The following is a 26,243-nucleotide window of genomic DNA, read 5'->3' on the forward strand; positions in this document are numbered from 1 at the left end:
CTGTAATAAGCACTTTTTGGTTGGTTTTTTGGTTTACTTTATTGATTTATTTTAAAACTGCAAGTCATACCAACATCAGTCTGTAAACATAGATGTCGAATGTAGTGGGGCAACCTGACGGTCGGGGAATAAGTAATGGGCCGCTTGATTAATAACATGTGGTGCTTCGCCAAAACCAGTTGCAATCAATTTTGCTTTATGCGGGTAATTGGCTATATCACCAACTGCATAGATACCGGGAATATTGGTTTGCAGATTATGGTCTACTTGTATAGATTCATTCTCAATTTCAAGACCCCAATTTCTGATTTCATCGATTGAGGATACAAATCCATAAGTCATAAAGATATGCTCAACATTTAGTATACGCTTTTCTTGACTACGAGCCTTGTTAACTTCTAATCCAGTCAAGAAACCGTCTTCACCAAGAAGGGTTTGTGGCACATAAGGGGTAACGAATTCAATGTTGGCTGTTTGTTTCGCTAAGGTGACTGAATATTCATGAGCACGAAAACGGTCGCGACGATGAACCAAGTAGACTTTTTTAGCATAGTTAGCTAAAGCCAAACTGGCATCAAATGCTGAGTCACCACCACCAAGGACCGCAACTTCTTTACCTGTGTATTTAATAAAGTCTGATACATGGTATGAAATATGCCGGCCTTCATAGTCAGGAAGACCATCAATGGCTATTTTTCGAGGTTTAAAGGAACCATTACCGGCGGCAATAATGACTGCGCCCGCTATATAGGTCGACTTGCTGGTTTGAATCGTAAAGTCTTGGTCAATTTTTTGAATATTTAGGACTTTTTCGTTTAGATGAATATCTGTGGTAGCAGAAAATCGGTCTAATTGTGCTTGTAGAACTTGGCTTAACTCGAGACCGGTTATTTTAGGGTATGCCGGAATATCGAATATGTTTTTTCCAGGATATAAGGCTTTTGGTTGGCCACCGATTTCAGGTAATGAGTCTACTAAGCGGACACTTAGGTTCCGCATACCTGCGTAAAAGGCGGCAAACAGACCTACTGGACCAGCCCCGACAATGAGGAGGTCCGTTCTATTATTTGTCATTGTGATCACTTTCTAATTAGATTTTATGATGTTGGCGGATTATAATGGGAGGTTTAATAGGTTGTAGATAAAGCGGACACCTAACGTAACAAGTACACCAGTGGTCATACCACCAATAACCTCTGAAGGTTTGTGGCCTAGATAATCATTAATGACCATACGGTCCTCATCAAGTGTATTTAATTTAGCTAATAGATCTGAATCGTCAGTTTCTCTAGCCTTTTCTTTTAAAATCTTCATAAGGTTATAGATTAAAACCCCTTGCTCCCCATCCTGGCGACGAACCCCCATGGCATCAAACATGACAATCATACCAAAACAAACGGCGATGGCTACATTAGGAGAAAAGAATCCATATTGAAGAATCAAAGAAGTGATTAGCGAAGTAACGGCAGCCGAGTGGGAACTAGGCATACCACCTGTAGCATGAATGATGGAAAAATTAGCATTTGGTTTCTTAAAGAAAACAGCTATAGGATATTTAACCAACTGTGCAATCATGATTGCTGCAAAGGTAACGACTAAAGGAAAATTAGTTGTTGTATTCATGTTTTCCTCCTTGAATTTATTTAATTCAATAATAGCATGAAAAAGATTCAATCGGAAAATGTTTCGATGTAAAAAGAGAAAATAAGAAAACTTTATCAACTAGGAGGGATAAAAATTATTCAATCATTAAATGGAGAATTTTCGCTCAGTATTTGTTACAATAAGTATAGAAATAAATAGGAGGCAGAAAATGACTTATCCACAATTAGATATTAAAGATACGCAATTGAAAGCGACGATTGAAACAAATAAAGGCACTTTCCAAGTTGCACTATTTCCAGAATTAGCGCCAAAAACAGTAGAAAACTTTGTAACCCTAGGTAAACAAGGTTACTACGACGGTGTTATTTTCCACCGTGTAATTCCTAACTTTATGATTCAAGGGGGCGACCCATCTGGAACTGGTATGGGTGGGACTTCAATTTATGGGGACAAATTCGAAGATGAATTCAATCTTGAATTGTTCAACATTAACGGAGCCTTATCAATGGCGAATGCAGGACCTAATACGAATGGTTCACAATTCTTCGTTGTAACAGCTAAAGAAGTACCTGCACAAATGTTAGGACAACTTAAAGCTGGTGGTTGGCCAGAAGAGATTATAGAAGCCTACAGCGAAAACGGTGGAACACCATGGTTAGATCAAAAACATACGGTATTTGGTCAAGTTGTTTCTGGTATGGATGTTGTTTACAATATTGAAGACCAACCTCGTAATGCATCAGACAAACCTTTAGAAGAAGTTGTTATTACTAGTGTCACTTTTGAAAACGAATAAGCTACACACTAGAAAGGATGCAACTTCATGACAACTAAAGAATTTCCATACCACATTGGTGATGTAGTTGAAGGTGAAGTAACAGGTTTACAACCATATGGTGTCTTTGTTCAATTAGACGAAGACCATCAAGGTTTAATCCACATATCCGAAATCAATCATGGCTATGTGAGCAACGTGGAGGATAAATTTACTATCGGTCAAAAACTGAAGGTAAAGATTATCGATATCGATGAGTTTACAGGCAAAATGAGTTTGTCAATTCGAGCATTAAAAAAACTTGCAACCTCTAATAAACCTGCTAAGAATGCTTGGCCTAAAAAACGTCATGCACCAAAAATTGGCTTTGTCTCCATAGAAGAACAATTGCCGGGATGGGTTGAGGAAGCGCTACAAAAGATGGCTACAAAATAATATTTTATAAATGAGGAGTATTAAAATGGGACATATCAAATTTGATTATAGTAATACTGACCAATTTATTGCAGAACACGAATTAACACAAATGCAACCGTTAGTTACGGCAGCAGATACAATCTTACGTGAAGGTACTGGTGCAGGTAGCGATTATATCGGTTGGGTTGATTTACCAAAAGCATATGATAAAGAAGAGTATGCACGCATTAAAAAAGCAGCAGCTAAGATTCAATCTGATTCAGATGTATTAGTTGTATTAGGTATCGGTGGTTCTTACTTAGGTGCTAAATCAGCAATCGACTTTTTATCTCATTCATTTTCAAACTTACAATCTAAAGAAGAACGTAAAACACCACAAGTCTTCTTTGCAGGTAACAGCTTAAGCTCAACTTACATTGCAGAATTAATCGAAACAATTGGGGATAGAGACTTCTCTGTAAATGTTATTTCTAAATCAGGTACGACTACTGAAACGGCTGTAGCATTCCGTATCTTCAAAAAATTATTAGAAGAAAAATATGGTGAAGCAGCTAAAGAACGTATTTACGCGACTACAGATAAAGCAAATGGCGCATTAAAATCTGAAGCTGATGCTGAAGGATACGAGTCATTCGTTATTCCGGATGCAGTTGGTGGACGTTTCACTGTATTAACACCAGTTGGTTTATTACCAATTGCTGTTTCAGGTGCAGATATCGATGCCTTAATGCAAGGTGCGGCTGACGCGATGGAAGCATACAGTGATGCTGATTTAAGTAAAAATGAAGCTTACCAATATGCTGCATTACGTAATGTCCTATACCGTAAAGGTAAAGTAACTGAGTTATTAATCAACTATGAACCAAAATTACAATACTTCTCAGAATGGTGGAAACAATTATTCGGAGAATCAGAAGGTAAAGACGGAAAAGGGATTTATCCATCAAGTGCAAACTTTACTACGGACTTACACTCTCTAGGGCAATATATTCAAGAAGGGCAACGTAACTTATTCGAAACTGTTGTGAAAGTAGACAAACCAAGCAAATCAATTTCAATTCCTGCCTTTGATGAAGACTTAGATGGTTTAGGTTACTTAGAAGGTAAAGATGTTGACTTTGTAAACACTAAAGCCTTCCAAGGTACTGTTTTAGCGCATACAGACGGTGACGTACCTAACTTCGTGTTAACGATTCCAGAAATGGACGCTTACTCATTAGGATATATGATCTATTTCTTTGAAATTGCTGTTGCGATTTCTGGATACTTAAATGGTGTAAATCCATTCAACCAACCAGGGGTAGAAGCATACAAGAAAAATATGTTTGCCTTATTAGGTAAACCAGGCTTCGAAGATTTAGCAACTGAATTGAACGAACGATTGAAATAAGTGTTTTAAATTCACGTTTAAAAAGATGTCGAACAACTCTGTTCGACATCTTTTTGTATTTTTGCTTAATTGCAATATCAAATGCATAAAAAATTTTAAAAACCTTTATAGACAGCGAATTACTCAATAATCCAGTATTACCAATGCTTTGAAGCCATTGACGGCAGGGAGTGTTTCATCCCTTACCATTTTTCAGGTGAGTTGTTGGTGGTTCTGACCCAAGAGGATAGGTTAGCTGAGTCAAGAGAAGGAGCAAAGCGGCTCTTGACTCAGCTAACCTATCCTCTTATCCTATAGAACCAACAAAACACCTTAAGCTGCTTGTAAATCGGCCAGTTCTTCCTGAAGGCGTTCTGCAGGTGTTGTATAGCCCATTATTTTTCTTGGTCTGTGGTTGATCGTATCGGTTACTTCCAGTAAATACGAATAGGACAATGGACGCAGAGTGACTCCCTTTGGGATAAATTCTCGGAGCATGCGGTTATGCCTTTCGTTCGTTCCTTTCTCCCAAGAAGCATACGCATGAGTAAAGAAAACCTGAACGTCTTCAGCGATGCTTTCGATAAGAGACAGACTTGAAAACTCAGAGCCGTTATCAGTTGTGAGTGACTTGAACTGTTCTAGCCCCTGTTTTTTCATCAAGTCAAGCACGCCTTTTTGAACCAGCGCTGCGCCTTTTCCCCAAACTTTCTTAGTGAGGCAGTAGCGTGTTTTCCGTTCAACCATAGTGATGATGACAGGCTCATTTTTTGTTTTCTTACCTAATACTAAATCGACTTCCCAATGCCCAAATTCTTCCCTCGAGAGTACTTCTGGAGAGCGATCTTCGATACTGCGTCCCAAGTGTTTAGCGTTATGACCTTTAGGTTCAGAAACGGTTGTTTTTCGTGGCCGCATCCTAGTCTTCATAGGCAAATCGATATTACGGATTGGAAGTACGGCAGCATTTATCAAAGCGTAAACGGTCTTCGTGCATGGTACGCGTTCGTCAGGGTGCAACTTTCTATAAGAGTGTACAAAAGTATCCACACTATGAATCCGCAACCCTTTCTTGGGTGCTAGATTTTCAGGTAAGGCAGCAAGGAAAGCCGCAGAATATTTATTATGATCCCGCGCATGCGAGTTCTCACGATTTTCTTTATAAACCCGTGCGCCTGAGGCGGCAATATACTGCTCGTAATAATTGCGCTTATAGTCAAGCTGGCGCGTTCTACCGCGTTTCAACTCACGAGAAACAGTGGGTTGGCTGACCCCTAATTCTCGCGCCATTTCAGCTTGTTTATAGGTGCCGCTTTTCGCCATCTGTTCCAGCATTCCGCGTTGGATGTCAGTAAGTTGTTTGAAGGTGCGCTTTTCTGTGATACAATTATTTTTGGTCATGTAGATACCCCTTATACTTTTGGTTTGGTTGCTAACAAGTATATCGTATCTACATGATTTTTTTGTTTATTTCCTTATGCATTTCATTTTACAATTTACCTTTTTGTATTTTTGATAAAAAAAGACAAAAAAACTATTGACGAAAAACTGCTTTGTTGATAATATAAATCTTGTCGATTCGGACCAAAACCAATCGAAAAAAAGCAATAAAAAAAAGATTGACAAGTTCTGATAGGACATGCTATCATAACAGAGTTGTTTGTTTTGATTCAAAAAAAACAAACCTCAAAAAAACTGTTGACAATCATCTGATTGAAATGGTAAGATAATTGAGCTTTATAGTTTACAAATCTCACGAAAACGATTTAAAAATAAATCAAAAAAAGTGTTGACAAGAAAACATAAAATAAGGTAAGATAATCTAGTCGCTTCAAGTCACTTCGAGTGGTTGAACGGTCAACAAAAACTTTTTAAAACTTTTTGTTGACAAACATCGAATGAAGATGGTATGATATATGAGTTGCTAATAAAGCAACGAGATAGACCTTTGAAAACTGAACAAAGAAGACAAACCAAAAATTGTGTATGGAATCATTTGATTCCAACAATTAAAAGTAGTGAGAACTACTATAAATAAGTCAGCAAACTTTAATGAGCAATCAAGCTCATGAAAATCTTTCATGAGAGTTTGATCCTGGCTCAGGACGAACGCTGGCGGCATGCCTAATACATGCAAGTCGAGCGAACAGATGAAGTGCTTGCACTTCTGACGTTAGCGGCGAACGGGTGAGTAACACGTAAGGAATCTACCTATAAGCGGGGGATAACATTCGGAAACGGGTGCTAATACCGCATAATATCTTCTTCCGCATGGAAGAAGATTGAAAGACGGCTCTGCTGTCACTTATAGATGACCTTGCGGTGCATTAGTTAGTTGGTGGGGTAATGGCCTACCAAGACGATGATGCATAGCCGACCTGAGAGGGTGATCGGCCACATTGGGACTGAGACACGGCCCAAACTCCTACGGGAGGCAGCAGTAGGGAATCTTCCGCAATGGGCGAAAGCCTGACGGAGCAATGCCGCGTGAGTGAAGAAGGCCTTCGGGTCGTAAAACTCTGTTATAAGAGAAGAACAAATTGTAGAGTAACTGCTACAGTCTTGACGGTATCTTATCAGAAAGCCACGGCTAACTACGTGCCAGCAGCCGCGGTAATACGTAGGTGGCAAGCGTTGTCCGGATTTATTGGGCGTAAAGGGAGCGCAGGTGGTTTCTTAAGTCTGATGTGAAAGCCCACGGCTTAACCGTGGAGGGTCATTGGAAACTGGGAAACTTGAGTACAGAAGAGGAATGTGGAACTCCATGTGTAGCGGTGGAATGCGTAGATATATGGAAGAACACCAGTGGCGAAGGCGACATTCTGGTCTGTTACTGACACTGAGGCTCGAAAGCGTGGGGAGCAAACAGGATTAGATACCCTGGTAGTCCACGCCGTAAACGATGAGTGCTAGGTGTTGGAGGGTTTCCGCCCTTCAGTGCCGCAGTTAACGCATTAAGCACTCCGCCTGGGGAGTACGACCGCAAGGTTGAAACTCAAAGGAATTGACGGGGACCCGCACAAGCGGTGGAGCATGTGGTTTAATTCGAAGCAACGCGAAGAACCTTACCAAGTCTTGACATCCTTTGACCACCCTAGAGATAGGGCTTTCCCTTCGGGGACAAAGTGACAGGTGGTGCATGGTTGTCGTCAGCTCGTGTCGTGAGATGTTGGGTTAAGTCCCGCAACGAGCGCAACCCCTATTATTAGTTGCCAGCATTTAGTTGGGCACTCTAATGAGACTGCCGGTGACAAACCGGAGGAAGGTGGGGATGACGTCAAATCAGCATGCCCCTTATGACTTGGGCTACACACGTGCTACAATGGATGGTACAACGAGTCGCAAACCCGCGAGGGCAAGCAAATCTCTTAAAGCCATTCTCAGTTCGGATTGCAGGCTGCAACTCGCCTGCATGAAGCCGGAATCGCTAGTAATCGTGGATCAGCACGCCACGGTGAATACGTTCCCGGGTCTTGTACACACCGCCCGTCACACCACGAGAGTTTGTAACACCCGAAGTCGGTGAGGTAACCTTTATGGAGCCAGCCGCCGAAGGTGGGACAGATGATTGGGGTGAAGTCGTAACAAGGTAGCCGTATCGGAAGGTGCGGCTGGATCACCTCCTTTCTAAGGAATATAACGGAAACACAATGTGTTTGACGCTTCTTTGTTTAGTTTTGAGAGATTTATCTCTCTTGTATATATTTTGTTCTTTGAAAACTGAATACTGTAAGTAATAAACCTCTTATTTAATTATTTTCTACCAGGAGATAATTAATATAAGAAATTCCAATTTTACCAAGAGTAAAAAACCAATGAAAGTAAGCAAATTACTTTTCGCGAATCATACAACTTAACCAATGGTTAAGTGAATAAGGGCGCACGGTGGATGCCTTGGCACTAGGAGCCGATGAAGGACGGGACTAACACCGATATGCTTCGGGGAGCTGTAAGTAAGCTTTGATCCGGAGATTTCCGAATGGGGGAACCCAATTGCTTTGATAGGCAATTACTCAGCTACGAATACATAGTAGTTTGAGAGGAAGACGCAGGGAACTGAAACATCTCATTACCTGTAGGAAGAGAAAGAAAATTCGATTTCCTGAGTAGCGGCGAGCGAAACGGAAAGAGCCCAAACCAAAGAGCTTGCTCTTTGGGGTTGTAGGACAGACGATATGTAGTTAAAGATTTAGTCGAATGGCATGGGAAGGCCAATCACAGAGGGTGACAATCCCGTAGACGAAAGATCAATAACGCTAGTCTGTATCCTGAGTACGGCGGAACACGTGTAATTCCGTCGGAATCCGGGAGGACCATCTCCCAAGGCTAAATACTCCCTAGTGACCGATAGTGAACCAGTACCGTGAGGGAAAGGTGAAAAGCACCCCGGAAGGGGAGTGAAATAGTACCTGAAACCGTGCGCTTACAAGCAGTCAGAGCCCGTTAATGGGTGATGGCGTACTTTTTGTAGAACGGACCGGCGAGTTACGATTGCATGCAAGGTTAAGTTGAAGAAACGGAGCCATAGCGAAAGCGAGTCTGAATAGGGCGTCGAGTATGTAGTCGTATACCCGAAACCAAGTGACCTACCCATGTGCAGGGTGAAGGTGCGGTAAAACGCACTGGAGGCCCGAACCCACGTCTGTTGAAAAAGGCGGGGATGACGTGTGGGTAGCGGAGAAATTCCAATCGAACTTGGAGATAGCTGGTTCTCTCCGAAATAGCTTTAGGGCTAGCCTCGGATGATGAATATTGGAGGTAGAGCACTGTTTGATCTAGGGGTCCATCTAGGATTACCGAAATCTGATAAACTCCGAATGCCAAATATTTTAATCCGGGAGTCAAACTGCGAGTGATAAGATCCGTAGTTGAAAGGGAAACAGCCCAGACCACCAGCTAAGGTCCCAAAGTTTCAGTTAAGTGGAAAAGGATGTGGGGTTGCTTAGACAACTAGGATGTTGGCTTAGAAGCAGCCATCATTTAAAGAGTGCGTAATAGCTCACTAGTCGAGTGACCCTGCGCCGAAAATGTACCGGGGCTAAACTGAACACCGAAGCTGTGGATATCCGCATGGATATGGTAGGAGAGCGTTCTAAGGGCAGAGAAGCAAGATCGAGAGGACTTGTGGAGCGCTTAGAAGTGAGAATGCCGGTATGAGTAGCGAAAGACGGGTGAGAATCCCGTCCACCGTATGACTAAGGTTTCCTGGGGAAGGCTCGTCCTCCCAGGGTTAGTCGGGACCTAAGCCGAGACCGAAAGGTGTAGGCGATGGACAACAGGTTGAGATTCCTGTACTTGTTTGTATTGTTTGACCAAAGGAAGGACGCAGGAGGCTAAGCAGAGCACGTTATTGGATTCGTGTTCAAGCAGTGAGTCTGACACAGAGTGAAATGCTTCGTGTTAAAGACAAGCTGTGATGAGGAGGGAAATATAGTACCGAAGCTGCTGACGTCACACTGCCAAGAAAAGTTTCTAGTTAGATACAAACAACCCGTACCGCAAACCGACACAGGTAGTCGAGGAGAGCATCCTAAGGTGAGCGAGCGAACTCTCGTTAAGGAACTCGGCAAAATAACCCCGTAACTTCGGGAGAAGGGGTGCTGACCATTGGTCAGCCGCAGTGAATAGGCCCAAGCGACTGTTTATCAAAAACACAGGTCTCTGCAAAATCGAAAGATGACGTATAGGGGCTGACGCCTGCCCGGTGCTGGAAGGTTAAGAGGAGTGCTTAGCATTAGCGAAGGTACGAATTGAAGCCCCAGTAAACGGCGGCCGTAACTATAACGGTCCTAAGGTAGCGAAATTCCTTGTCAGGTAAGTTCTGACCCGCACGAAAGGCGTAACGATTTGGGCACTGTCTCAACGAGAGACTCGGTGAAATTGTAGTACCAGTGAAGATGCTGGTTACCCGCGACAGGACGGAAAGACCCCATGGAGCTTTACTGCAGGTTGATATTGAGTGTCTGTGTGACATGTACAGGATAGGTAGGAGCCATTGAAGCCGGAACGCTAGTTTCGGTGGAGGCACTGGTGGGATACTACCCTTGTGACATGGCCACTCTAACCCGCGACCGTAATCCGGTCGGGAGACAGTGTCAGTCGGGCAGTTTGACTGGGGCGGTCGCCTCCTAAAATGTAACGGAGGCGCCCAAAGGTTCCCTCAGAATGGTTGGAAATCATTCGCAGAGTGTAAAGGCAGAAGGGAGCTTGACTGCGAGACCTACAAGTCGAGCAGGGACGAAAGTCGGGCTTAGTGATCCGGTGGTTCCGCATGGAAGGGCCATCGCTCAACGGATAAAAGCTACCCTGGGGATAACAGGCTTATCTCCCCCAAGAGTTCACATCGACGGGGAGGTTTGGCACCTCGATGTCGGCTCATCGCATCCTGGGGCTGAAGTCGGTCCCAAGGGTTGGGCTGTTCGCCCATTAAAGCGGTACGCGAGCTGGGTTCAGAACGTCGTGAGACAGTTCGGTCCCTATCCGTCGCGGGCGTTGGAAATTTGAGAGGAGCTGTCCTTAGTACGAGAGGACCGGGATGGACACACCGCTGGTGTACCAGTTGTTCTGCCAAGAGCATCGCTGGGTAGCTATGTGTGGATGGGATAAACGCTGAAAGCATCTAAGCGTGAAGCCCTCCTCAAGATGAGATTTCCCATATCTTTAAGATAGTAAGACCCCTGAGAGACGATCAGGTAGATAGGCTAGAAGTGGAAGTGCAGCGATGTATGGAGCGGACTAGTACTAATCGGTCGAGGACTTATCCAATGGATATAAGATTGTATGATGGAATGGTAGACGACTTACAGATTCAGTTTTGAGCGAACAAAAGCTCATATAAATATTGTGTGGTAATGATGGCAAGAAGGACACACCTGTTCCCATCTCGAACACAGAAGTTAAGCTTCTTAGCGCCGAATGTAGTTGGGGGTTGCCCCCTGTGAGACTAGGACGTTGCCATGCAAACCCGGAGAATTAGCTCAGCTGGGAGAGCGTCTGCCTTACAAGCAGGATGTCGGGGGTTCGAGCCCCTCATTCTCCACCATGACTCGTTAGCTCAGTCGGTAGAGCAACTGACTTTTAATCAGTGGGTCGTAGGTTCGAATCCTACACGGGTCATTATGCGGGTGTGGCGGAATTGGCAGACGCACCAGATTTAGGATCTGGCGCCGCAAGGCGTGGGGGTTCAAGTCCCTTCACCCGCATTATATATTAGCCGGCTTAGCTCAGTTGGTAGAGCATCTGATTTGTAATCAGAGGGTCGAGGGTTCAAGTCCTTTAGCCGGCATTAATATCTTTGATATTTAAATACGCGGAAATAGCTCAGTGGTAGAGCACCACCTTGCCAAGGTGGGGGTCGCGGGTTCGAACCCCGTTTTCCGCTTTGTTCGAAAGGACATCCATATAAATACATTTTATAATATGCCGGGGTGGCGGAATAGGCAGACGCACAGGACTTAAAATCCTGCGAGGGTTAACCTCGTACCGGTTCGACCCCGGTCCTCGGCATTTTATACAAGCACCCATGGCTCAACTGGATAGAGTACTTGACTACGAATCAAGCGGTTGCAGGTTCGAATCCTGCTGGGTGCATGACCCGGGAAATAGCTCAGCTTGGTAGAGCACTTGGTTTGGGACCAAGGGGTCGCAGGTTCGAATCCTGTTTTCCCGATTCTAATGTGGGGGATTAGCTCAGCTGGGAGAGCGCCTGCTTTGCACGCAGGAGGTCAGCGGTTCGATCCCGCTATTCTCCACTTATTTAGATGTATAATATGGCGGTGTAGCTCAGCTGGCTAGAGCGTCCGGTTCATACCCGGGAGGTCATGGGTTCGATCCCCTTCGCCGCTATTATATAATTTACTTGGACCTTTAGCTCAGTTGGTTAGAGCAGACGGCTCATAACCGTCCGGTCGTAGGTTCGAGTCCTACAAGGTCCATCCTTGTATGGAATTATATGAAATATATTTTTTATTGCCTCGGAGGATTACCCAAGTCCGGCTGAAGGGAACGGTCTTGAAAACCGTCAGACGTGTAAAAGCGTGCAAGGGTTCGAATCCCTTATCCTCCTTTTTATTATTAATATCGCGGGATGGAGCAGTTGGCAGCTCGTCGGGCTCATAACCCGGAGGTCGTAGGTTCGAGTCCTACTCCCGCAATGAGATGGTCCCGTAGTGTAGCGGTTATCACGCCTCCCTGTCACGGAGGAGATCGCGGGTTCGATTCCCGTCGGGACCGTAAATAAAATAATATGCGGGTGTAGTTTAGTGGTAAAACCATAGCCTTCCAAGCTATCGTCGCGAGTTCGATTCTCGTCACCCGCTTTAGTATTATGGGCCTGTAGCTCAGCTGGTTAGAGCGTCCGCCTGATAAGCGGGAGGTCGATGGTTCGAGTCCATTCAGGCCCATTGATATTTGGAGAATTACTCAAGAGGCTGAAGAGGACGGTTTGCTAAATCGTTAGATCGCGTAAGCGATGCAAGGGTTCGAATCCCTTATTCTCCGCTTTTATATATTTTGGCCCGTTGGTCAAGCGGTTAAGACACCGCCCTTTCACGGCGGTAACACGGGTTCGAGTCCCGTACGGGTCATAGCTTGATAAAGCTTTATATTTTTACTTTTGGAGGATTACCCAAGTCCGGCTGAAGGGAACGGTCTTGAAAACCGTCAGACGTGTAAAAGCGTGCAAGGGTTCGAATCCCTTATCCTCCTTTTATTATTAATATCGCGGGATGGAGCAGTTGGCAGCTCGTCGGGCTCATAACCCGGAGGTCGTAGGTTCGAGTCCTACTCCCGCAATGAGATGGTCCCGTAGTGTAGCGGTTATCACGCCTCCCTGTCACGGAGGAGATCGCGGGTTCGATTCCCGTCGGGACCGTTGGTTTAGGTCTGATAGCTCAGTTGGTAGAGCACTTGATTGAAGCTCAAGGTGTCGGCAGTTCAAATCTGTCTCGGACCATTGTAATATTTTAAACTGGCCCGTTGGTCAAGCGGTTAAGACACCGCCCTTTCACGGCGGTAACACGGGTTCGAGTCCCGTACGGGTCATAATATTGTTGAAAAGGGAGGCGAAAGCTTCCCTTTTTCTTTTATTCATTTTATATTCTCTTAAGATTATCCTAAAATAAATATTAAAAAGCTTAATTGCAATATCAAATGCATAAAAAATTTTAAAAACCTTTATAGACAGCGAATTACTCAATAATCCAGTATTACCAATGCTTTGAAGCCATTGACGGCAGGGAGTGTTTCATCCCTTACCATTTTTCAGGTGAGTTGTTGGTGGTTCTGACCCAAGAGGATAGGTTAGCTGAGTCAAGAGAAGGAGCAAAGCGGCTCTTGACTCAGCTAACCTATCCTCTTATCCTATAGAACCAACAAAACACCTTAAGCTGCTTGTAAATCGGCCAGTTCTTCCTGAAGGCGTTCTGCAGGTGTTGTATAGCCCATTATTTTTCTTGGTCTGTGGTTGATCGTATCGGTTACTTCCAGTAAATACGAATAGGACAATGGACGCAGAGTGACTCCCTTTGGGATAAATTCTCGGAGCATGCGGTTATGCCTTTCGTTCGTTCCTTTCTCCCAAGAAGCATACGCATGAGTAAAGAAAACCTGAACGTCTTCAGCGATGCTTTCGATAAGAGACAGACTTGAAAACTCAGAGCCGTTATCAGTTGTGAGTGACTTGAACTGTTCTAGCCCCTGTTTTTTCATCAAGTCAAGCACGCCTTTTTGAACCAGCGCTGCGCCTTTTCCCCAAACTTTCTTAGTGAGGCAGTAGCGTGTTTTCCGTTCAACCATAGTGATGATGACAGGCTCATTTTTTGTTTTCTTACCTAATACTAAATCGACTTCCCAATGCCCAAATTCTTCCCTCGAGAGTACTTCTGGAGAGCGATCTTCGATACTGCGTCCCAAGTGTTTAGCGTTATGACCTTTAGGTTCAGAAACGGTTGTTTTTCGTGGCCGCATCCTAGTCTTCATAGGCAAATCGATATTACGGATTGGAAGTACGGCAGCATTTATCAAAGCGTAAACGGTCTTCGTGCATGGTACGCGTTCGTCAGGGTGCAACTTTCTATAAGAGTGTACAAAAGTATCCACACTATGAATCCGCAACCCTTTCTTGGGTGCTAGATTTTCAGGTAAGGCAGCAAGGAAAGCCGCAGAATATTTATTATGATCCCGCGCATGCGAGTTCTCACGATTTTCTTTATAAACCCGTGCGCCTGAGGCGGCAATATACTGCTCGTAATAATTGCGCTTATAGTCAAGCTGGCGCGTTCTACCGCGTTTCAACTCACGAGAAACAGTGGGTTGGCTGACCCCTAATTCTCGCGCCATTTCAGCTTGTTTATAGGTGCCGCTTTTCGCCATCTGTTCCAGCATTCCGCGTTGGATGTCAGTAAGTTGTTTGAAGGTGCGCTTTTCTGTGATACAATTATTTTTGGTCATGTAGATACCCCTTATACTTTTGGTTTGGTTGCTAACAAGTATATCGTATCTACATGATTTTTTTGTTTATTTCCTTATGCATTTCATTTTACAATTTACCTAAATATTAAAAATGGAAATGCATAGATAAACATTACAAATTAACTTTAGACTTTGTTATAATAAATACCATATGTAAGTGAAGGGATGGATAATATTGCGACGATTTTTTGAAAATAAAAAATTAATTGTCCTGCTTGTTAGTGTCATCACTTCATTCAGTATGATTGCCTACTCTATATTTAGTCAATCACAGATGCCCAAACCAATCTTATGGGTGAATGATGTGACCGCGGTTGTGGGTAGATTTGTTTCTACACCTACGAATGCGATGATGCGCTTTACAGATTCAATTAACGATTTAATGAACACTTATGAAGAAAACCAACGATTGAAAAGCCAAATTTCTTCGCTTGAGGAACTAGAGGCTCAAAATGAGATATTACAAAGTGAGAATGAAGAATTATCTGCCTTACTAGACTTAAAACCGTCTTTGGTGGGTAAAAATGTAATTGCTTCATCAGTTATTTCTAGATCACCAGATACTTGGTTAGACTCAATTACAATTGATGTAGGGGCCAATAGTGGTGTTGAGAAAAACATGTCTGTAATGACTGAGAGTGGTCTTGTTGGGCATGTAACAGAAGTATCTGCTACTAGTTCTAAAGTTCAGTTATTAATTACTGAAAATAATCAAATGACTAATGTTGCTGTCAGTATTCAAACGGATGATGGTATTGTATCTGGTATTTTATCCGACTATGATGAAAAATCACAGGAATTAATTCTTGAACAAGTGCCGAAAGATGCTCAAATTTCTGAAGGTAACACTGTGACAACAAGTGGGCTTGGTGGGGTATCTCCAGAAGGGTTAATTATTGGTGAAGTGACTTCAGCTTCATCTGATAACTTTGGCTTGTCTCAGTCTGTTAGAGTAAAACCAGCTGCTGACTTTAAAGATATCCGAACTGTATTAGTTGTCATGACTTTGAATAACTCTTCAAGCGACTCATCTGTTGATAGTGAGGACCAAGCTGATGAATCATCTTCTGCCTCTTCAGCTAGTGAAGAATAGGGGAGGTCAGTATGTTACATTTTTTTAAGAATAACTTTTTGATCCCAGGTTTTGTATTCTTGATTCTATTGTTAGACGGTAGTGTCATGACCATGCTATCCTACAGTTTAGGTAGTGAGAACTTTCAAATCAGTCCTCAGTTTACGCTAATGGTGATCACATTACTGGCCGTATATTTAATAAATGATGCGAATATATTCTTAGTCAGTATTGTCATAGGTTTTATATATGATGCCTATTATTCTTCAATCTTGGGTGTGAATTTATTCCTATTCCCCATGATAGTAATCCTTACTCGGACGGTTATTAAAAAATTCCCGATGAACTTTTATACGATTTGGTTATGGATCCTTATTGTTTATACCGGGTATACGCATTTTATCTATGCTTTATACTACTTAATCGATATACATAGTAGTAGCTATTATTACTTTTTAAGTCAGAACTATATTCCGTCGTTATTATTCAATGCCTTTTTAGGTTTTATCTTTATTTGGCTAATTCAGAAATTAGTGATTTGGTTTGAAAAATAATGCTTGATTAAAAATTAAAACATGATTATAATGAATTTACAAATATGAAAAGTGTTGATTGGAAGAGGTTACGAACCTTTTATTAAAGAGAGCCTAGCGAAGTTGAGAATAGGTATAAAAATCGTATCTACACACCCAAGAGCAAATTATTAAAGATAATTCGTGCGTGAGCGTTAATCACAGTGTCAAGTCTGACACGCAGAGATAGTAATCGTGAGGTTACTATGAAAAAAGGTGGAACCACGTTTATTTCACGTCCTTTTATACCAACGGAGTTTGGTGTAGAAGGGCGTTTTTTTATTCAACTGGAGGGTGGAAGTAATGAAGAATTTTACATTTAGCAGTATATTATTATCAATTATTTTATCGTTAGGATTAGTTTTTGCTGTAGGACAAACATCGGTCAAAGCAACAGAATCTGAGGATACGAGCGGCGAAACTTATGTTATCGGTTTAGACGATACATTTGCGCCAATGGGGTTCCGTGATGGGTCAGGTGAATTAGTCGGCTTTGACATCGACCTGGCCAATGCTGTAGCCGACCTTTATGGGTGGAATTTAGAATTTCAACCAATAGATTGGGTGATGAAAGAAACTGAGTTAAATTCAGGTAATATCGATATGATCTGGAATGGTTATGGCATCACACCAGAACGTGAAGAGATGGTCTTATTCTCAGAACCTTATATCGAATCTGGACAAATGGTTATTAGTAAGAAGGGTTCAGATATTGACGAGCTTTCTGATTTAGCAGGTAAAACCATTGCCACTCAATCAGGATCAACATCCTTAACATTCATGCAAGAGTGGCCAGATGACCTATACAACCAATTAGCTGATGAACCAGTCTTATATCCTTCATACAATGAAGTATTTGCTGATTTGGATGCTGACCGTGTGGATGCTATCTATGCTGGGGATATCTATTCTCGCTATACATTAAACCAAAAAGGGACTTTAGATGAATATGAGTACTTTGTAGATGAAACATCTATTGAACCGATGGGGGTTGGTTTTAGAAAATCAGATACTGCATTAAAAGAACAAGTGGATGCGGGGATTGAAGAATTAAGACAAAACGGGTCATATGCTGAAATTGAAGCGAAATGGTTTGGTGAAGATTCAGAATCAACGGGCTCATCAAATATTGTGATGACAGTATTACCATCATTATTAAACGGATTAAAACTCACGTTGCTTTTATTCGCAATCGTATTAATCATTTCAGTACCAATCGGTTTCTTAATCGGCATCTTACGCGTGTTTGGACCAAAATGGTTACAAGCAATTATTGAAGCTTATGTTTTCATCATGCGTGGTAGTCCACTAATGCTTCAATTGATGGTGATCTTCTTCGGTTTACCATATATTGGTATCGCCATGGATCGATTCCCAGCAGCTGTTCTAGCATATGTGATTAACTATGCAGCTTATTTTGCAGAAATCTTTAGAGGTGGTATTTCAGCAGTGCCGGACGGTCAATATGAAAGTATTTCTGTATTAGGTATTGGTAAAATGCGTGGTTTTAGAAGAATTATCTTACCACAAGTAGTGAATATTGTATTGCCTTCAATTGGTAACGAAGTGATTTCCCTAGTAAAAGATACGTCATTAGTTTATGTGATCGGACTTGGCGAGTTACTAAGAGCCGGAAATATCGCTGCTAATACCTATGCATCGCTAGCACCTTACTTAGTTGCTGGGGCGATTTACTTAATCGTGACAGCAGTACTTACATTTGTCTTACGTAAATTTGAAAATCAATTGAAATGGTAAAAGGGAGGTCATCGTATGTCATTAAAAGTAGCAGGACTAAATAAGGCTTATAAGGATAACCAAGTGATTAAAGATTATAATTTTGAAATCAATCCTGGTGAAGTTGTGATTTTATTAGGGCGTTCAGGGACGGGTAAAACGACATTCATGCGTATTATAAACAATCTTGAAGAAGCAGACCGTGGTACGATTGAAATTAACGGTAAGGTCTTATCAAAGGATAACGGTACTAAAGCTGTCTATAGTTCAAATAGTGAGCGTCGAGCTTATCAAAATGAACTTGGCATGGTTTTCCAAGATTATCAATTGTTCCCAAATTTAACCGTGATTCAAAATCTGATTGAAGCACCCTTAGCACAAGGGCTTAAAAACAAAGAAGAATTGATTGAAGATGGTAAAAAACTATTAGCGGATGTTGGTTTATCTGATAAAGCAGATGTTTTCCCATCAACATTGTCTGGTGGTCAAAAGCAACGGGTGGCGATTGCTAGAGCTTTAATGCTAAATCCAAGTGTCTTGTGTTTTGATGAACCTACTTCAGCTTTGGATAGAGAATCTGCTAATCAAATCGGTGGCCTTATCACGGCCTTAGCTAAAAACCAAGGTAAAGCCATTCTGATTGTTACCCATGATACTGAGTTCGGTAAACAAATTGGAACTAGAATTGAGTCATCGACTGAATTCGCAAAATAATCTAAGCTAAATTCTAGATTTTATCAACTATTTAACTTAATCATGATGATTTTCTTGACGTGGTTAGGTTAATTTGGTAATATATATGATGTTGTAAAAAGTGTGAGCACCACACTGCAACCGCGCATGATATCGTATTTTAAGTGTCGAAAGACCACGTGTCGTGGCGAGTCTAAGTCTATATAAGGAGGTGCGTTAGATGTACGCAATTATTAAAACTGGTGGAAAACAAATTAAAGTTGAAGCTGGACAAGCTATCTACATTGAAAAATTAAATGCAGAAGCAGGAGACAAAGTTACTTTTGATCAAGTAGTTTTTGTTGGTGGTGACGATGTTAAAGTAGGAGCACCATTAGTTGAAGGTGCGACTGTTGAAGCAACTGTTGAAAAACAAGGTCGTCAAAAGAAAGTAACTACTTTCAAATACAAAGCTAAAAAAGATTCTCACCGTAAACAAGGTCATCGTCAACCATACACTAAAGTTGTTATCGACTCAATCAATGCTTAATTAAAAGTGTGATGTTATGATTCAAGCAATCTTTAAAACTGACGAGAAAGATCAATTTGTTAGCTTTGAAGTTTCTGGCCACGCCTTTGCTGGTGAATATGGGCAAGATGTTGTTTGTGCAGGAGTATCCGCAGTCGTTTTATCGACAGTGAATAACCTGACACGTATGGCAAGTATCGAGCCACTTATTGAAGCCGATGAAGAAAATGGCGGTTACTTGTATGTTGAGTTAACCAAGGATCTCTCTACAGAGCAGGGTGAACTTGCTCAAATGTTATTAACAAGTTGCTATTTGGCCTTGTCTGAAGACGTTGAAGCCAATTACGGTGACTTTATACATGTATCCAAAACAACGAAATATTAGAGGAGGTTATCCCATGTTGAAATTTAATTTACAATTCTTCGCCCATAAAAAAGGGGGCGGGTCTACTGCCAATGGTCGTGACTCTCAATCAAAACGTTTAGGTGCTAAACGTGCTGACGGTCAAGAAGTTTCAGGTGGTTCAATTTTATACCGTCAACGCGGTACTAAAATTTACCCAGGTGTAAACGTAGGACGCGGTGGAGACGATACTTTATTTGCTAAAGTTGACGGAATCGTTCGCTTCGAACGTAAAGGCCGTGACCAAAAACAAGTATCAGTTTACCCAGTAGCTGCTGAATAATCTGATATGAATAGAGCGCTTGAACTTAAGGTTCAGGCGCTTTTCTTTTGCCTGAAAAAAATCCTATAATCTATCTAGAACAGCTTAGGTTATTGATGCTATTTTGGCATAAAGACAAGATGGATGTATCTGTGATGGCTTATTGTGTGTTTTAAGACAGACTATAACCGCAATGATTGACAGGAAGCTATCCTTCGTTGAAAATAGGTATGTAGTAGGATAATGAGAGAGAGGAAGTACTATGTCAGTAGAAAATATCAACCAATTATTTGGTGTATTGCATGACTCAACGATTTTGATTCAAGAAGCGCTGGAGTTTTCTTACCTAGAAGCTTTATTTGAAACTTTGCAAAATCTTGCTGATGGTGAAGTGCAACAAATCGACCAACGACCAAGTGATGAAGAAGCTGAACAATTGAGAGAGATTTATAGTAATATCAATCTCCAAGAATATGAAGCTGAAGACATTCGTAAGGCGGTTCAATTTGCCTTTATTGAAGGGGAAAAAGCTGATCAATTACAAGCTAATTATCATATGACACCTGAAGCTATCGCGGTTTTAATGGGGTACTTTGCTACTAAACTGGTAGACCATGGGCATTTAGCTGATAAAGCAGACCATACGGAGATCACCTTCTTTGATTCGACAATGGGGACTGGAAACTTGTACGCCATTATTTATAACGCTTTGAAGGCATCTGGTTATAAAATTCAAGGATTTGGTTATGATAACGATGACTTAATGTTGTCAATCGCGGACGTTTCCACCCGTCTACAAGATATCCCAGCTAATTTATATTTAGGAGATTCATTACAAAATCTGATTGTCCCACCAAGTGATCTAATTGTAGGTGACCTACCCTTAGGCTATTATCCTGTAGATGAAGTAGCTGACACCTATTCTTCAGCTAAAAACCGTGAGGAAGGTCAACATGCTTTTGTTCATTATTTGATGGTAGAACAAGGGTTACGTTACTTGAAACCGAATGGTTGGGGTATTTATATTGTGCCTGCTGGCCTTATCCAAGATGAAAATATTAAGACCTTAATTGAAGCTATAGGTGAGCATGGTTATTTCCAAGCTTTATTGTCACTACCAAGCAATCTTTTCAATAATGAGAAATCTAGAAAAGCTATTTTATTAGTGCAAAAAGCGGGCGACAAGGCTAAACAAAGTGAGAATGTACTTGTTGGTGAAATTCCGGACTTGAAGAGTCAGGAAGAATTGCCAAAGTTTTTGGGAGCTTTTGAAAACTTTCTTGAGAAAATGAAGTAGGCTTTGAAATAGCTACTTTGCAAAAAATGCATTTTCAAGAGAATAGAACACTAATGTCTTTACCATAACGAAACATGTCATGTTATAATGGAGTATATTAAATAATATTGATTTAAGATTAAAGGAGAGAAACCATGTCTAAAGTAATTGCTGTAAACGCAGGTTCTTCTAGTTTAAAATTTAAAATTTACGAAGTACCTAATGAAGAGGTTGTAGCTTCAGGTCAAATCGACCGTATTGGAATCGGTAACTCTAACATTTCTATTAAGTATGGTGAAGGCCAAAAATTTGAGGATGTTAAAGATATTGATAACCATGAAGTAGCTATTGAATTCTTATTAAACCAATTAGGCACTTTAAACATTATTACTAGTTATGATGAAATATCTGGTACTGGCCACCGTGTGGTAGCTGGTGGAGAAATATTTAAAGAGTCTACGTTATTAGATGATGAGGCAATTCAAAAAATTGAGGAGTTAGCAGAATTTGCACCTCTACATAATGGACCAGAAGCTCGAGCTATTCGCGCTTTCCAAAAAGTATTGCCTGGAAAACCTGCTGTCGGCATTTTTGATACATCATTCCACTCAACAATGCCTGAAGTAGCATATTTATATTCTATTCCATTAGAGTACTATGAAGAATTTGGTGCTCGTCGTTATGGTGCACATGGCACTTCACACAGATATGTAGCCAATCGGGCAGCTGAACTAATGGGTAAACCTATTGAAGATTTAAAAATTATTACTTGTCATTTAGGTAACGGGGGTTCTATTACTGCTGTAGAGGGTGGTAAATCTGTTGATACTTCTATGGGCTTCACACCATTAGCAGGTATTACAATGGGTACACGTTCAGGTGATATTGATACATCTTTAGTTCAATTTTTAATGAAGAAATTGAATATTACTGATATCGATGACATGGTCTCTATTTTGAATAATAAATCTGGTTTATTAGGTTTATCAGGTGTGTCATCTGATATGCGAGATGTTGAAGATGCAGCTGATAATGGTGACCAACGTTCACAAACTACCTTAGAAATCTTCTACGACCGCGTACGTAAATACATTGGTCAATACATCGCTGTAATGGGTGGCGTTGATGCCGTTGTATTTACAGCAGGTATTGGTGAAAACTCTGGCCGTACACGTGCAGAAATCATTGATGACCATATGGCATTCTTCGGTATGAAGATCGATGCTGCAGCAAACGATACACGTGATGAAGCAAAAATTTCTAGCGAAGATTCGAAAGTTGCTATCTACACGATTCCAACGGACGAGGAGTTAGTAATCGTTCGCGATACTGTACGTTTAGGTAACATTAACGAATAATCAAACATTTTCCAAAAGACTCAAGTTGTCTCTAATGAGATAGCTTGGGTATTTTTTTATCAAATGCTGTAATTTAATTTCATTTATATCCATTTTCCAGGATAAATCGTAATTTATTGAAAAAATATTTCAACATGCTATAATAAATTTTAAGTTAAACGTTGTCGAAATATAGCGCATGATAATGACTAAATGAGGTGACTATATGTATGGTTTTTCCGTATATTTAAATGAGGCAATTGACCGTGATTACATCGATCGCATGTTTGCTGCTGGTTTTACTGGTATTTTTACATCAATCCACATTCCAGAAGATGATCCCACTGCCTTTCTAGATCGAATGCGGGACCTTGGAGCCATCGCGAAGGCTTATGACTTGTCGCTAGTCGTGGATATTTCAGGGACCAGCCTCCATAAAATTGGTGGGTCATTTGAAGATATCAGGCCGGTCATTGATCTAGGGATTACGGGTTTGCGGATTGATTATGGCATTGGATTTGAAACGGTAGCTCGTTTAAGTCGTGAAATTAATATCGCTTTAAATGCGAGCACACTGACTGCACAAGATCTAGATCAACTCCGCTATTATCAAGTGGATTTAAGCCATATCACCGCTTGGCATAACTACTATCCGCGCCCAGAAACTGGCTTAGGTATGGACACCTTTAAACACCACAACCGTTGGCTGAAGTCGACGGGTCTTCGGACCATGGCTTTTGTCCCTGGTGATGACAAAATGAGGGGGCCAATCCACGCTGGCTTGCCGACGGTTGAAGCCCACCGAAGCCTGCATCCTATGGCGGGAACCCTAGATTTAATCACTAATGGCCATATTGACGATGTGTATATCGGTGATCCAGCAATTTCAAGGGATGTCCTTTTTCAATTTAAAGAATATATTGAAAAAAACAAGATTTGTTTAAGGGTGGAAAGTGCAAGGGACGCGGTTGCTGAACAGGTGGAATGGATTTTAGGTGACCATACTAATCGGCAAGATGCGGCAGCTTTAGTGGTTAGGAGCCAAGAATCAAGACGACAATTAAGGCCAAATGACTCAATCAAAGCAGTGAATACTAGTGCGCGACAATTTGGCGCTATCACTGTCGATAATGAAGGCTACGGACGCTACCAGGGAGAAGTACAAATTTGTAAGGTCGATTTACTAGAAGATGAGAAAGTGAATGTGGTTGGACGGGTGACTCAGGCAGATAGAGACTTGATTGCCTTCATTGGACCAGGACAAACATTTAAATTGTTGCATAAGTAATGGAGGAAAAGAGATGAGTGTAGAAATTAATCAGTTAACGACTGAGAAGCGGAATCCAAATACGATGCATTTGGACCAGATGTCAGTTGGTCAAGTACTTGAGCTGATGAATAAGGAAGACCAACAGGTGCCTGAAGCGATTGCGGAAGCGCTTGGACAAATTGAAGCGGCGATTGAAATGATTATTCAGTCTTTAAAAGCTGGCGGCCGGTTAATTTATTTTGGGGCCGGAACGTCTGGTCGCTTAGGCGTCTTGGATGCAGCTGAGTGTGTACCGACTTTTGGGGTCTCACCAGACTTGGTGGTCGGCTTGATTGCGGGTGGCGACAAGGCCATGGTTGAAGCGGTTGAGGGCGCTGAGGATTCCCTGACCTTGGCAGAAGAAGATTTCAAAAAGTTGAACTTAAATGCCAATGATACAGTTGTTGGGATTGCTGCTTCGGGCCGAACGCCTTATGTAATTGGGGGCTTGCAATACGCCCAAAGTATTGGTGCGAAAACGGTGTCTATTGCCTGCAATCAGCAAGCGAAGATTAGCCGTTTTGCTCAAATTCCTGTTGAAGTAGATTGTGGGCCAGAAGTTTTAACTGGATCTACACGGTTAAAAGCTGGCACAGCCCAAAAGTTGATTTTGAATATGTTATCGACAGTTTCGATGATCGGCATCGGGAAAGTCTATCAAAACTTGATGGTGGATGTGCAAGCGACCAATGAAAAGTTAGCAGAACGGTCCAAAAGGATTATTATGGCAGCAACTGAATGTACTTATGAAGATGCAGTACGCTATTTTGAAGCAGCCAATCAAAATGTCAAAGTCGCCATCGTGATGATTTTAACCAATTTAGATGCGACAGAAGCTAGTCAAAAAATAAATGCAGCCAATGGTTTTGTTAACCAAGTAATCAAATGATAAGGGGATGGGTATCATGGCTAAAATCAGTAATGAAGCACGTTTAGCACAAGCAATTTACCAACATATTGGCGGACCAACTAACACGAGCAAAGTGTACAACTGTATGACTCGAGTCCGGATCGACATCAAAGACGACCAAAAAGTTGACATGGAATCCTTGAAACAGGTAGATGGCGTCATGGGCGTTGTTGAAGACGGAGACACCTTGCAAGTGGTTGTAGGTCCAGGGACGGCAGCCAAGGTAGCCACTATTATGGCTGACCAAGGGCATGTCCAACAAGGACGCCAAGTTCAAGAAAACCTTGACCAAGATTTAACTTCAGGGCGTTCTGAAGCTGAACGAATCACTGCAGAAAATAAAAATAAACAAAAACAAAAGAATAATACACCTTTTAAACAAGCCCTAAAAGTCATTGCGTCGATTTTTGTGCCTTTAATTCCTGCCTTCGTTGGGGCCGGTATTATTGGTGGGATTGCCTCAATTATTCAAAATATGTTGACCGCGGGTGCATTAGAGCCTGGCATGTGGGACAACATTTTCCTTGTCCTTAAAATCCTTCAAAATGGGCTATTTGCCTACTTAAATATTTACATTGGTATTAATGCTGCCCGGGTATTCGGTGCAACAGAAGGCCTTGGTGGGGTTGTTGCAGGGGTTACTTACTTAACTGGTATGTTACCTGAGGCGCCACTTCCAAATATCTTTACAGGTGGCGACTTAGCGGCAGGTCAAGGTGGGGTCATCGGGGTTATTATCGCCGTTTACCTCTTGTCATTAATTGAGAAAAGCTTACGTAAATTTATTCCAGATGCCATCGATATCATCGTAACGCCAACCATTTCTCTACTAGTTGTTGGGATGATGACCATTTTCTTGATTATGCCAATCGCAGGATTTATCTCCACTTCACTTGTTGGTGCCATCAACTGGATATTACAAGTAGGTGGTGCATTTGCCGGCTTTATCTTGGGTGCAACATTCCTACCTTTAGTCATGTTTGGATTACATCAAATCCTGACCCCAATTCATATTGAAATGATTGCGGCTACAGGTAAAACCGTACTACTACCCATCCTTGCTATGGCAGGTGCCGGTCAAGTCGGTGCCGCCTTCGCGCTCTGGTTAAAATGCCGCCAGAACAAGCAATTAACCAACATTATTAAAGGGTCTCTACCAGTAGGTATTTTAGGCATCGGTGAACCCTTGATTTATGCCGTAACCCTGCCTTTAGGTCGTCCCTTTGTCACAGCCTGCCTAGGGGGCGGTATCGGTGGTGCAGTCTTAGGTGCAATCGGTGGCGTTGGTGCTACTGCCATTGGACCATCGGGTGTTGCCTTAATTCCATTGATTGCTGACGGACAATGGCCAGCATATGTCATGGGTCTTGTTGCAGCTTATATAGGTGGCTTCATCCTGACTTACTTCTTCGGTGTGCCCCAAACTGCCCAAGCCCCAAGTGAGATTACAGGATCACCATCAAATACCATGGAAGCATTAGACAATTTATAGTAAGATATGAATAACTGGAAAAGGGCTGTCAACTCC

19 protein-coding genes, 23 tRNA genes, 3 rRNA genes and 2 other annotated features are annotated in these 26,243 nt (G+C 41.9%); of the genes, 41 read left to right on the top strand and 4 right to left on the bottom strand.

The window, feature by feature from the left end:
- Window positions 1–75: 75 nt before the first annotated feature.
- Both AWM76_RS03980 and AWM76_RS03985 read right to left on the bottom strand, forming a co-directional pair.
- Window positions 76–1,074 carry an NAD(P)/FAD-dependent oxidoreductase gene (locus tag AWM76_RS03980; RefSeq protein WP_003143398.1) on the bottom strand — a complete coding sequence of 333 codons (999 nt, stop codon included), beginning with the start codon at window positions 1,072–1,074 and terminating at the stop codon, window positions 76–78.
- Window positions 1,075–1,113: 39 nt separating this feature from the next.
- Complete coding sequence (locus AWM76_RS03985; protein WP_039935949.1) at window positions 1,114–1,623, bottom strand: divergent PAP2 family protein; 510 nt, start codon at window positions 1,621–1,623, stop codon at window positions 1,114–1,116.
- A gap of 190 nt (window positions 1,624–1,813) precedes the next feature.
- On the opposite strand from AWM76_RS03985, the gene AWM76_RS03990 reads away from it, so the two are divergent.
- From AWM76_RS03990 to AWM76_RS04000, 3 genes are read left to right on the top strand one after another with little or no spacing between them, the layout of a single operon-like run.
- Complete coding sequence (locus AWM76_RS03990) at window positions 1,814–2,401, top strand: peptidylprolyl isomerase (RefSeq protein ID WP_003143396.1); 588 nt, start codon at window positions 1,814–1,816, stop codon at window positions 2,399–2,401.
- 27 nt (window positions 2,402–2,428) lie between these two features.
- Window positions 2,429–2,815: a CvfD/Ygs/GSP13 family RNA-binding post-transcriptional regulator gene (locus tag AWM76_RS03995; protein ID WP_003143395.1), complete on the top strand. Its 387-nt coding sequence runs from the start codon at window positions 2,429–2,431 to the stop codon at window positions 2,813–2,815.
- Window positions 2,816–2,840: 25 nt separating this feature from the next.
- Window positions 2,841–4,187: a glucose-6-phosphate isomerase gene (locus tag AWM76_RS04000; protein ID WP_039935948.1), complete on the top strand. Its 1,347-nt coding sequence runs from the start codon at window positions 2,841–2,843 to the stop codon at window positions 4,185–4,187.
- A gap of 312 nt (window positions 4,188–4,499) precedes the next feature.
- On the opposite strand, the gene AWM76_RS04005 is transcribed toward AWM76_RS04000, so the two are convergent.
- Window positions 4,500–5,567 (bottom strand): IS30 family transposase, encoded by a 1,068-nt coding sequence (locus AWM76_RS04005; RefSeq protein WP_003143110.1) that lies wholly within the window; start codon window positions 5,565–5,567, stop codon window positions 4,500–4,502.
- Between the two features lie 676 nt (window positions 5,568–6,243).
- On the opposite strand from AWM76_RS04005, the gene AWM76_RS04010 reads away from it, so the two are divergent.
- From AWM76_RS04010 to AWM76_RS04135, 26 genes are all read left to right on the top strand, one after another.
- Window positions 6,244–7,793, top strand: a 16S ribosomal RNA gene (locus AWM76_RS04010).
- 235 nt (window positions 7,794–8,028) lie between these two features.
- Window positions 8,029–10,931: ribosomal RNA gene (locus AWM76_RS04015) — 23S ribosomal RNA — on the top strand.
- A 79-nt stretch (window positions 10,932–11,010) separates the two neighbouring features.
- Window positions 11,011–11,126, top strand: a 5S ribosomal RNA gene (rrf, locus tag AWM76_RS04020).
- The 16S, 23S and 5S rRNA genes sit together here with 23 tRNA genes alongside, the layout of an rRNA operon.
- 6 nt (window positions 11,127–11,132) lie before the next feature.
- Window positions 11,133–11,208: transfer RNA gene (locus AWM76_RS04025), tRNA-Val, on the top strand.
- Between the two features lies 1 nt (window position 11,209).
- Window positions 11,210–11,282, top strand: a tRNA-Lys gene (locus tag AWM76_RS04030).
- A gap of 4 nt (window positions 11,283–11,286) precedes the next feature.
- Window positions 11,287–11,368: transfer RNA gene (locus tag AWM76_RS04035), tRNA-Leu, on the top strand.
- Between the two features lie 10 nt (window positions 11,369–11,378).
- A tRNA-Thr gene (locus AWM76_RS04040) sits at window positions 11,379–11,451 on the top strand.
- Window positions 11,452–11,475: 24 nt separating this feature from the next.
- Window positions 11,476–11,547, top strand: a tRNA-Gly gene (locus tag AWM76_RS04045).
- 40 nt (window positions 11,548–11,587) lie between these two features.
- Window positions 11,588–11,672 (top strand) — tRNA-Leu (locus tag AWM76_RS04050).
- 10 nt (window positions 11,673–11,682) lie between these two features.
- Window positions 11,683–11,756 (top strand) — tRNA-Arg (locus AWM76_RS04055).
- A gap of 5 nt (window positions 11,757–11,761) precedes the next feature.
- Window positions 11,762–11,835, top strand: a tRNA-Pro gene (locus tag AWM76_RS04060).
- Window positions 11,836–11,844: 9 nt separating this feature from the next.
- A tRNA-Ala gene (locus AWM76_RS04065) sits at window positions 11,845–11,917 on the top strand.
- A 20-nt stretch (window positions 11,918–11,937) separates the two neighbouring features.
- Window positions 11,938–12,011 (top strand) — tRNA-Met (locus AWM76_RS04070).
- Window positions 12,012–12,026: 15 nt separating this feature from the next.
- Window positions 12,027–12,100, top strand: a tRNA-Ile gene (locus AWM76_RS04075).
- 41 nt (window positions 12,101–12,141) lie between these two features.
- A tRNA-Ser gene (locus AWM76_RS04080) sits at window positions 12,142–12,231 on the top strand.
- Between the two features lie 15 nt (window positions 12,232–12,246).
- Window positions 12,247–12,319, top strand: a tRNA-Met gene (locus tag AWM76_RS04085).
- Window positions 12,320–12,325: 6 nt separating this feature from the next.
- Window positions 12,326–12,398, top strand: a tRNA-Asp gene (locus AWM76_RS04090).
- Window positions 12,399–12,413: 15 nt separating this feature from the next.
- A tRNA-Gly gene (locus AWM76_RS04095) sits at window positions 12,414–12,484 on the top strand.
- Window positions 12,485–12,494: 10 nt separating this feature from the next.
- Window positions 12,495–12,568: transfer RNA gene (locus AWM76_RS04100), tRNA-Ile, on the top strand.
- A gap of 9 nt (window positions 12,569–12,577) precedes the next feature.
- Window positions 12,578–12,665, top strand: a tRNA-Ser gene (locus AWM76_RS04105).
- 14 nt (window positions 12,666–12,679) lie between these two features.
- Window positions 12,680–12,751 (top strand) — tRNA-Glu (locus tag AWM76_RS04110).
- A gap of 31 nt (window positions 12,752–12,782) precedes the next feature.
- Window positions 12,783–12,872, top strand: a tRNA-Ser gene (locus tag AWM76_RS04115).
- Between the two features lie 14 nt (window positions 12,873–12,886).
- Window positions 12,887–12,959 (top strand) — tRNA-Met (locus AWM76_RS04120).
- A gap of 6 nt (window positions 12,960–12,965) precedes the next feature.
- Window positions 12,966–13,038: transfer RNA gene (locus AWM76_RS04125), tRNA-Asp, on the top strand.
- Window positions 13,039–13,046: 8 nt separating this feature from the next.
- Window positions 13,047–13,119 (top strand) — tRNA-Phe (locus AWM76_RS04130).
- A gap of 17 nt (window positions 13,120–13,136) precedes the next feature.
- A tRNA-Glu gene (locus AWM76_RS04135) sits at window positions 13,137–13,208 on the top strand.
- A 339-nt stretch (window positions 13,209–13,547) separates the two neighbouring features.
- Here the strand turns inward: AWM76_RS04135 and AWM76_RS04140 are convergent.
- A complete protein-coding gene (locus AWM76_RS04140; protein ID WP_003143110.1) occupies window positions 13,548–14,615 on the bottom strand; it encodes an IS30 family transposase in 1,068 nt (355 codons plus the stop codon).
- Window positions 14,616–14,811: 196 nt separating this feature from the next.
- Here AWM76_RS04140 and mreC point away from each other — a divergent pair, with 196 nt between their 5' ends.
- The 12 genes from mreC to AWM76_RS04200 all read left to right on the top strand — a co-directional run bounded on the left by mreC (window position 14,812) and on the right by AWM76_RS04200 (window position 26,207).
- Entirely contained in the window at window positions 14,812–15,729 is a 918-nt protein-coding gene (gene mreC, locus AWM76_RS04145) for a rod shape-determining protein MreC (RefSeq protein ID WP_039934600.1), read from the top strand.
- An 11-nt stretch (window positions 15,730–15,740) separates the two neighbouring features.
- Window positions 15,741–16,262: a rod shape-determining protein MreD gene (gene mreD, locus AWM76_RS04150; RefSeq protein ID WP_003140927.1), complete on the top strand. Its 522-nt coding sequence runs from the start codon at window positions 15,741–15,743 to the stop codon at window positions 16,260–16,262.
- A gap of 45 nt (window positions 16,263–16,307) precedes the next feature.
- Window positions 16,308–16,526 (top strand) — a binding site (T-box leader).
- Between the two features lie 57 nt (window positions 16,527–16,583).
- Window positions 16,584–18,038: an ABC transporter permease subunit gene (locus AWM76_RS10370; RefSeq protein WP_003140928.1), complete on the top strand. Its 1,455-nt coding sequence runs from the start codon at window positions 16,584–16,586 to the stop codon at window positions 18,036–18,038.
- Window positions 18,039–18,053: 15 nt separating this feature from the next.
- Window positions 18,054–18,731, top strand: coding sequence for an amino acid ABC transporter ATP-binding protein (locus AWM76_RS04160; protein WP_003140930.1), 678 nt, complete (start codon window positions 18,054–18,056; stop codon window positions 18,729–18,731).
- 108 nt (window positions 18,732–18,839) lie between these two features.
- Window positions 18,840–18,915, top strand: a sequence feature (ribosomal protein L21 leader region).
- Between the two features lie 15 nt (window positions 18,916–18,930).
- Window positions 18,931–19,239: a 50S ribosomal protein L21 gene (gene rplU / locus AWM76_RS04165; RefSeq protein ID WP_003140931.1), complete on the top strand. Its 309-nt coding sequence runs from the start codon at window positions 18,931–18,933 to the stop codon at window positions 19,237–19,239.
- Window positions 19,240–19,255: 16 nt separating this feature from the next.
- On the top strand, window positions 19,256–19,603 hold the full coding sequence (locus tag AWM76_RS04170) for a ribosomal-processing cysteine protease Prp (RefSeq protein WP_003140932.1): 348 nt from the start codon (window positions 19,256–19,258) through the stop codon (window positions 19,601–19,603).
- A gap of 13 nt (window positions 19,604–19,616) precedes the next feature.
- Window positions 19,617–19,904, top strand: a complete 288-nt coding sequence (gene rpmA, locus AWM76_RS04175) for a 50S ribosomal protein L27 (RefSeq protein ID WP_016897563.1) — start codon at window positions 19,617–19,619, stop codon at window positions 19,902–19,904.
- 241 nt (window positions 19,905–20,145) lie between these two features.
- Window positions 20,146–21,180: a class I SAM-dependent methyltransferase gene (locus tag AWM76_RS04180; protein ID WP_003140936.1), complete on the top strand. Its 1,035-nt coding sequence runs from the start codon at window positions 20,146–20,148 to the stop codon at window positions 21,178–21,180.
- A 134-nt stretch (window positions 21,181–21,314) separates the two neighbouring features.
- The gene (locus tag AWM76_RS04185; protein WP_003140938.1) at window positions 21,315–22,517 is read left to right on the top strand and encodes an acetate/propionate family kinase; all 1,203 of its coding nucleotides are present in this window, start codon (window positions 21,315–21,317) and stop codon (window positions 22,515–22,517) included.
- A 205-nt stretch (window positions 22,518–22,722) separates the two neighbouring features.
- The gene (locus AWM76_RS04190) at window positions 22,723–23,784 is read left to right on the top strand and encodes a DUF871 domain-containing protein (protein WP_003140940.1); all 1,062 of its coding nucleotides are present in this window, start codon (window positions 22,723–22,725) and stop codon (window positions 23,782–23,784) included.
- 13 nt (window positions 23,785–23,797) lie between these two features.
- On the top strand, window positions 23,798–24,694 hold the full coding sequence (gene murQ, locus AWM76_RS04195; RefSeq protein WP_003140941.1) for an N-acetylmuramic acid 6-phosphate etherase: 897 nt from the start codon (window positions 23,798–23,800) through the stop codon (window positions 24,692–24,694).
- A gap of 16 nt (window positions 24,695–24,710) precedes the next feature.
- A complete protein-coding gene (locus tag AWM76_RS04200; RefSeq protein WP_039934605.1) occupies window positions 24,711–26,207 on the top strand; it encodes a PTS transporter subunit EIIC in 1,497 nt (498 codons plus the stop codon).
- The last annotated feature ends 36 nt before the right edge of the window (window positions 26,208–26,243 follow it).

The sequence above is a fragment of the Aerococcus viridans genome, from assembly GCF_001543285.1.
Taxonomy (GTDB): Bacteria; Bacillota; Bacilli; order Lactobacillales; family Aerococcaceae; genus Aerococcus; species Aerococcus viridans.

Bases quoted from the DNA above. Each gene is read 5' to 3' on its own strand.
- AWM76_RS03980 (WP_003143398.1), bottom strand. From the start codon at position 1,074: ATGACAAATAATAGAACGGACCTCCTCATTGTCGGGGCTGGTCCAGTA.
- AWM76_RS03985 (WP_039935949.1), bottom strand. From the start codon at position 1,623: ATGAATACAACAACTAATTTTCCTTTAGTCGTTACCTTTGCAGCAATC.
- AWM76_RS03990 (WP_003143396.1), top strand. From the start codon at position 1,814: ATGACTTATCCACAATTAGATATTAAAGATACGCAATTGAAAGCGACG.
- AWM76_RS03995 (WP_003143395.1), top strand. From the start codon at position 2,429: ATGACAACTAAAGAATTTCCATACCACATTGGTGATGTAGTTGAAGGT.
- AWM76_RS04000 (WP_039935948.1), top strand. From the start codon at position 2,841: ATGGGACATATCAAATTTGATTATAGTAATACTGACCAATTTATTGCA.
- AWM76_RS04005 (WP_003143110.1), bottom strand. From the start codon at position 5,567: ATGACCAAAAATAATTGTATCACAGAAAAGCGCACCTTCAAACAACTT.
- AWM76_RS04140 (WP_003143110.1), bottom strand. From the start codon at position 14,615: ATGACCAAAAATAATTGTATCACAGAAAAGCGCACCTTCAAACAACTT.
- mreD (WP_003140927.1), top strand. From the start codon at position 15,741: ATGTTACATTTTTTTAAGAATAACTTTTTGATCCCAGGTTTTGTATTC.
- AWM76_RS10370 (WP_003140928.1), top strand. From the start codon at position 16,584: ATGAAGAATTTTACATTTAGCAGTATATTATTATCAATTATTTTATCG.
- AWM76_RS04160 (WP_003140930.1), top strand. From the start codon at position 18,054: ATGTCATTAAAAGTAGCAGGACTAAATAAGGCTTATAAGGATAACCAA.
- rplU (WP_003140931.1), top strand. From the start codon at position 18,931: ATGTACGCAATTATTAAAACTGGTGGAAAACAAATTAAAGTTGAAGCT.
- AWM76_RS04170 (WP_003140932.1), top strand. From the start codon at position 19,256: ATGATTCAAGCAATCTTTAAAACTGACGAGAAAGATCAATTTGTTAGC.
- rpmA (WP_016897563.1), top strand. From the start codon at position 19,617: ATGTTGAAATTTAATTTACAATTCTTCGCCCATAAAAAAGGGGGCGGG.
- AWM76_RS04180 (WP_003140936.1), top strand. From the start codon at position 20,146: ATGTCAGTAGAAAATATCAACCAATTATTTGGTGTATTGCATGACTCA.
- AWM76_RS04185 (WP_003140938.1), top strand. From the start codon at position 21,315: ATGTCTAAAGTAATTGCTGTAAACGCAGGTTCTTCTAGTTTAAAATTT.
- AWM76_RS04190 (WP_003140940.1), top strand. From the start codon at position 22,723: ATGTATGGTTTTTCCGTATATTTAAATGAGGCAATTGACCGTGATTAC.
- murQ (WP_003140941.1), top strand. From the start codon at position 23,798: ATGAGTGTAGAAATTAATCAGTTAACGACTGAGAAGCGGAATCCAAAT.
- AWM76_RS04200 (WP_039934605.1), top strand. From the start codon at position 24,711: ATGGCTAAAATCAGTAATGAAGCACGTTTAGCACAAGCAATTTACCAA.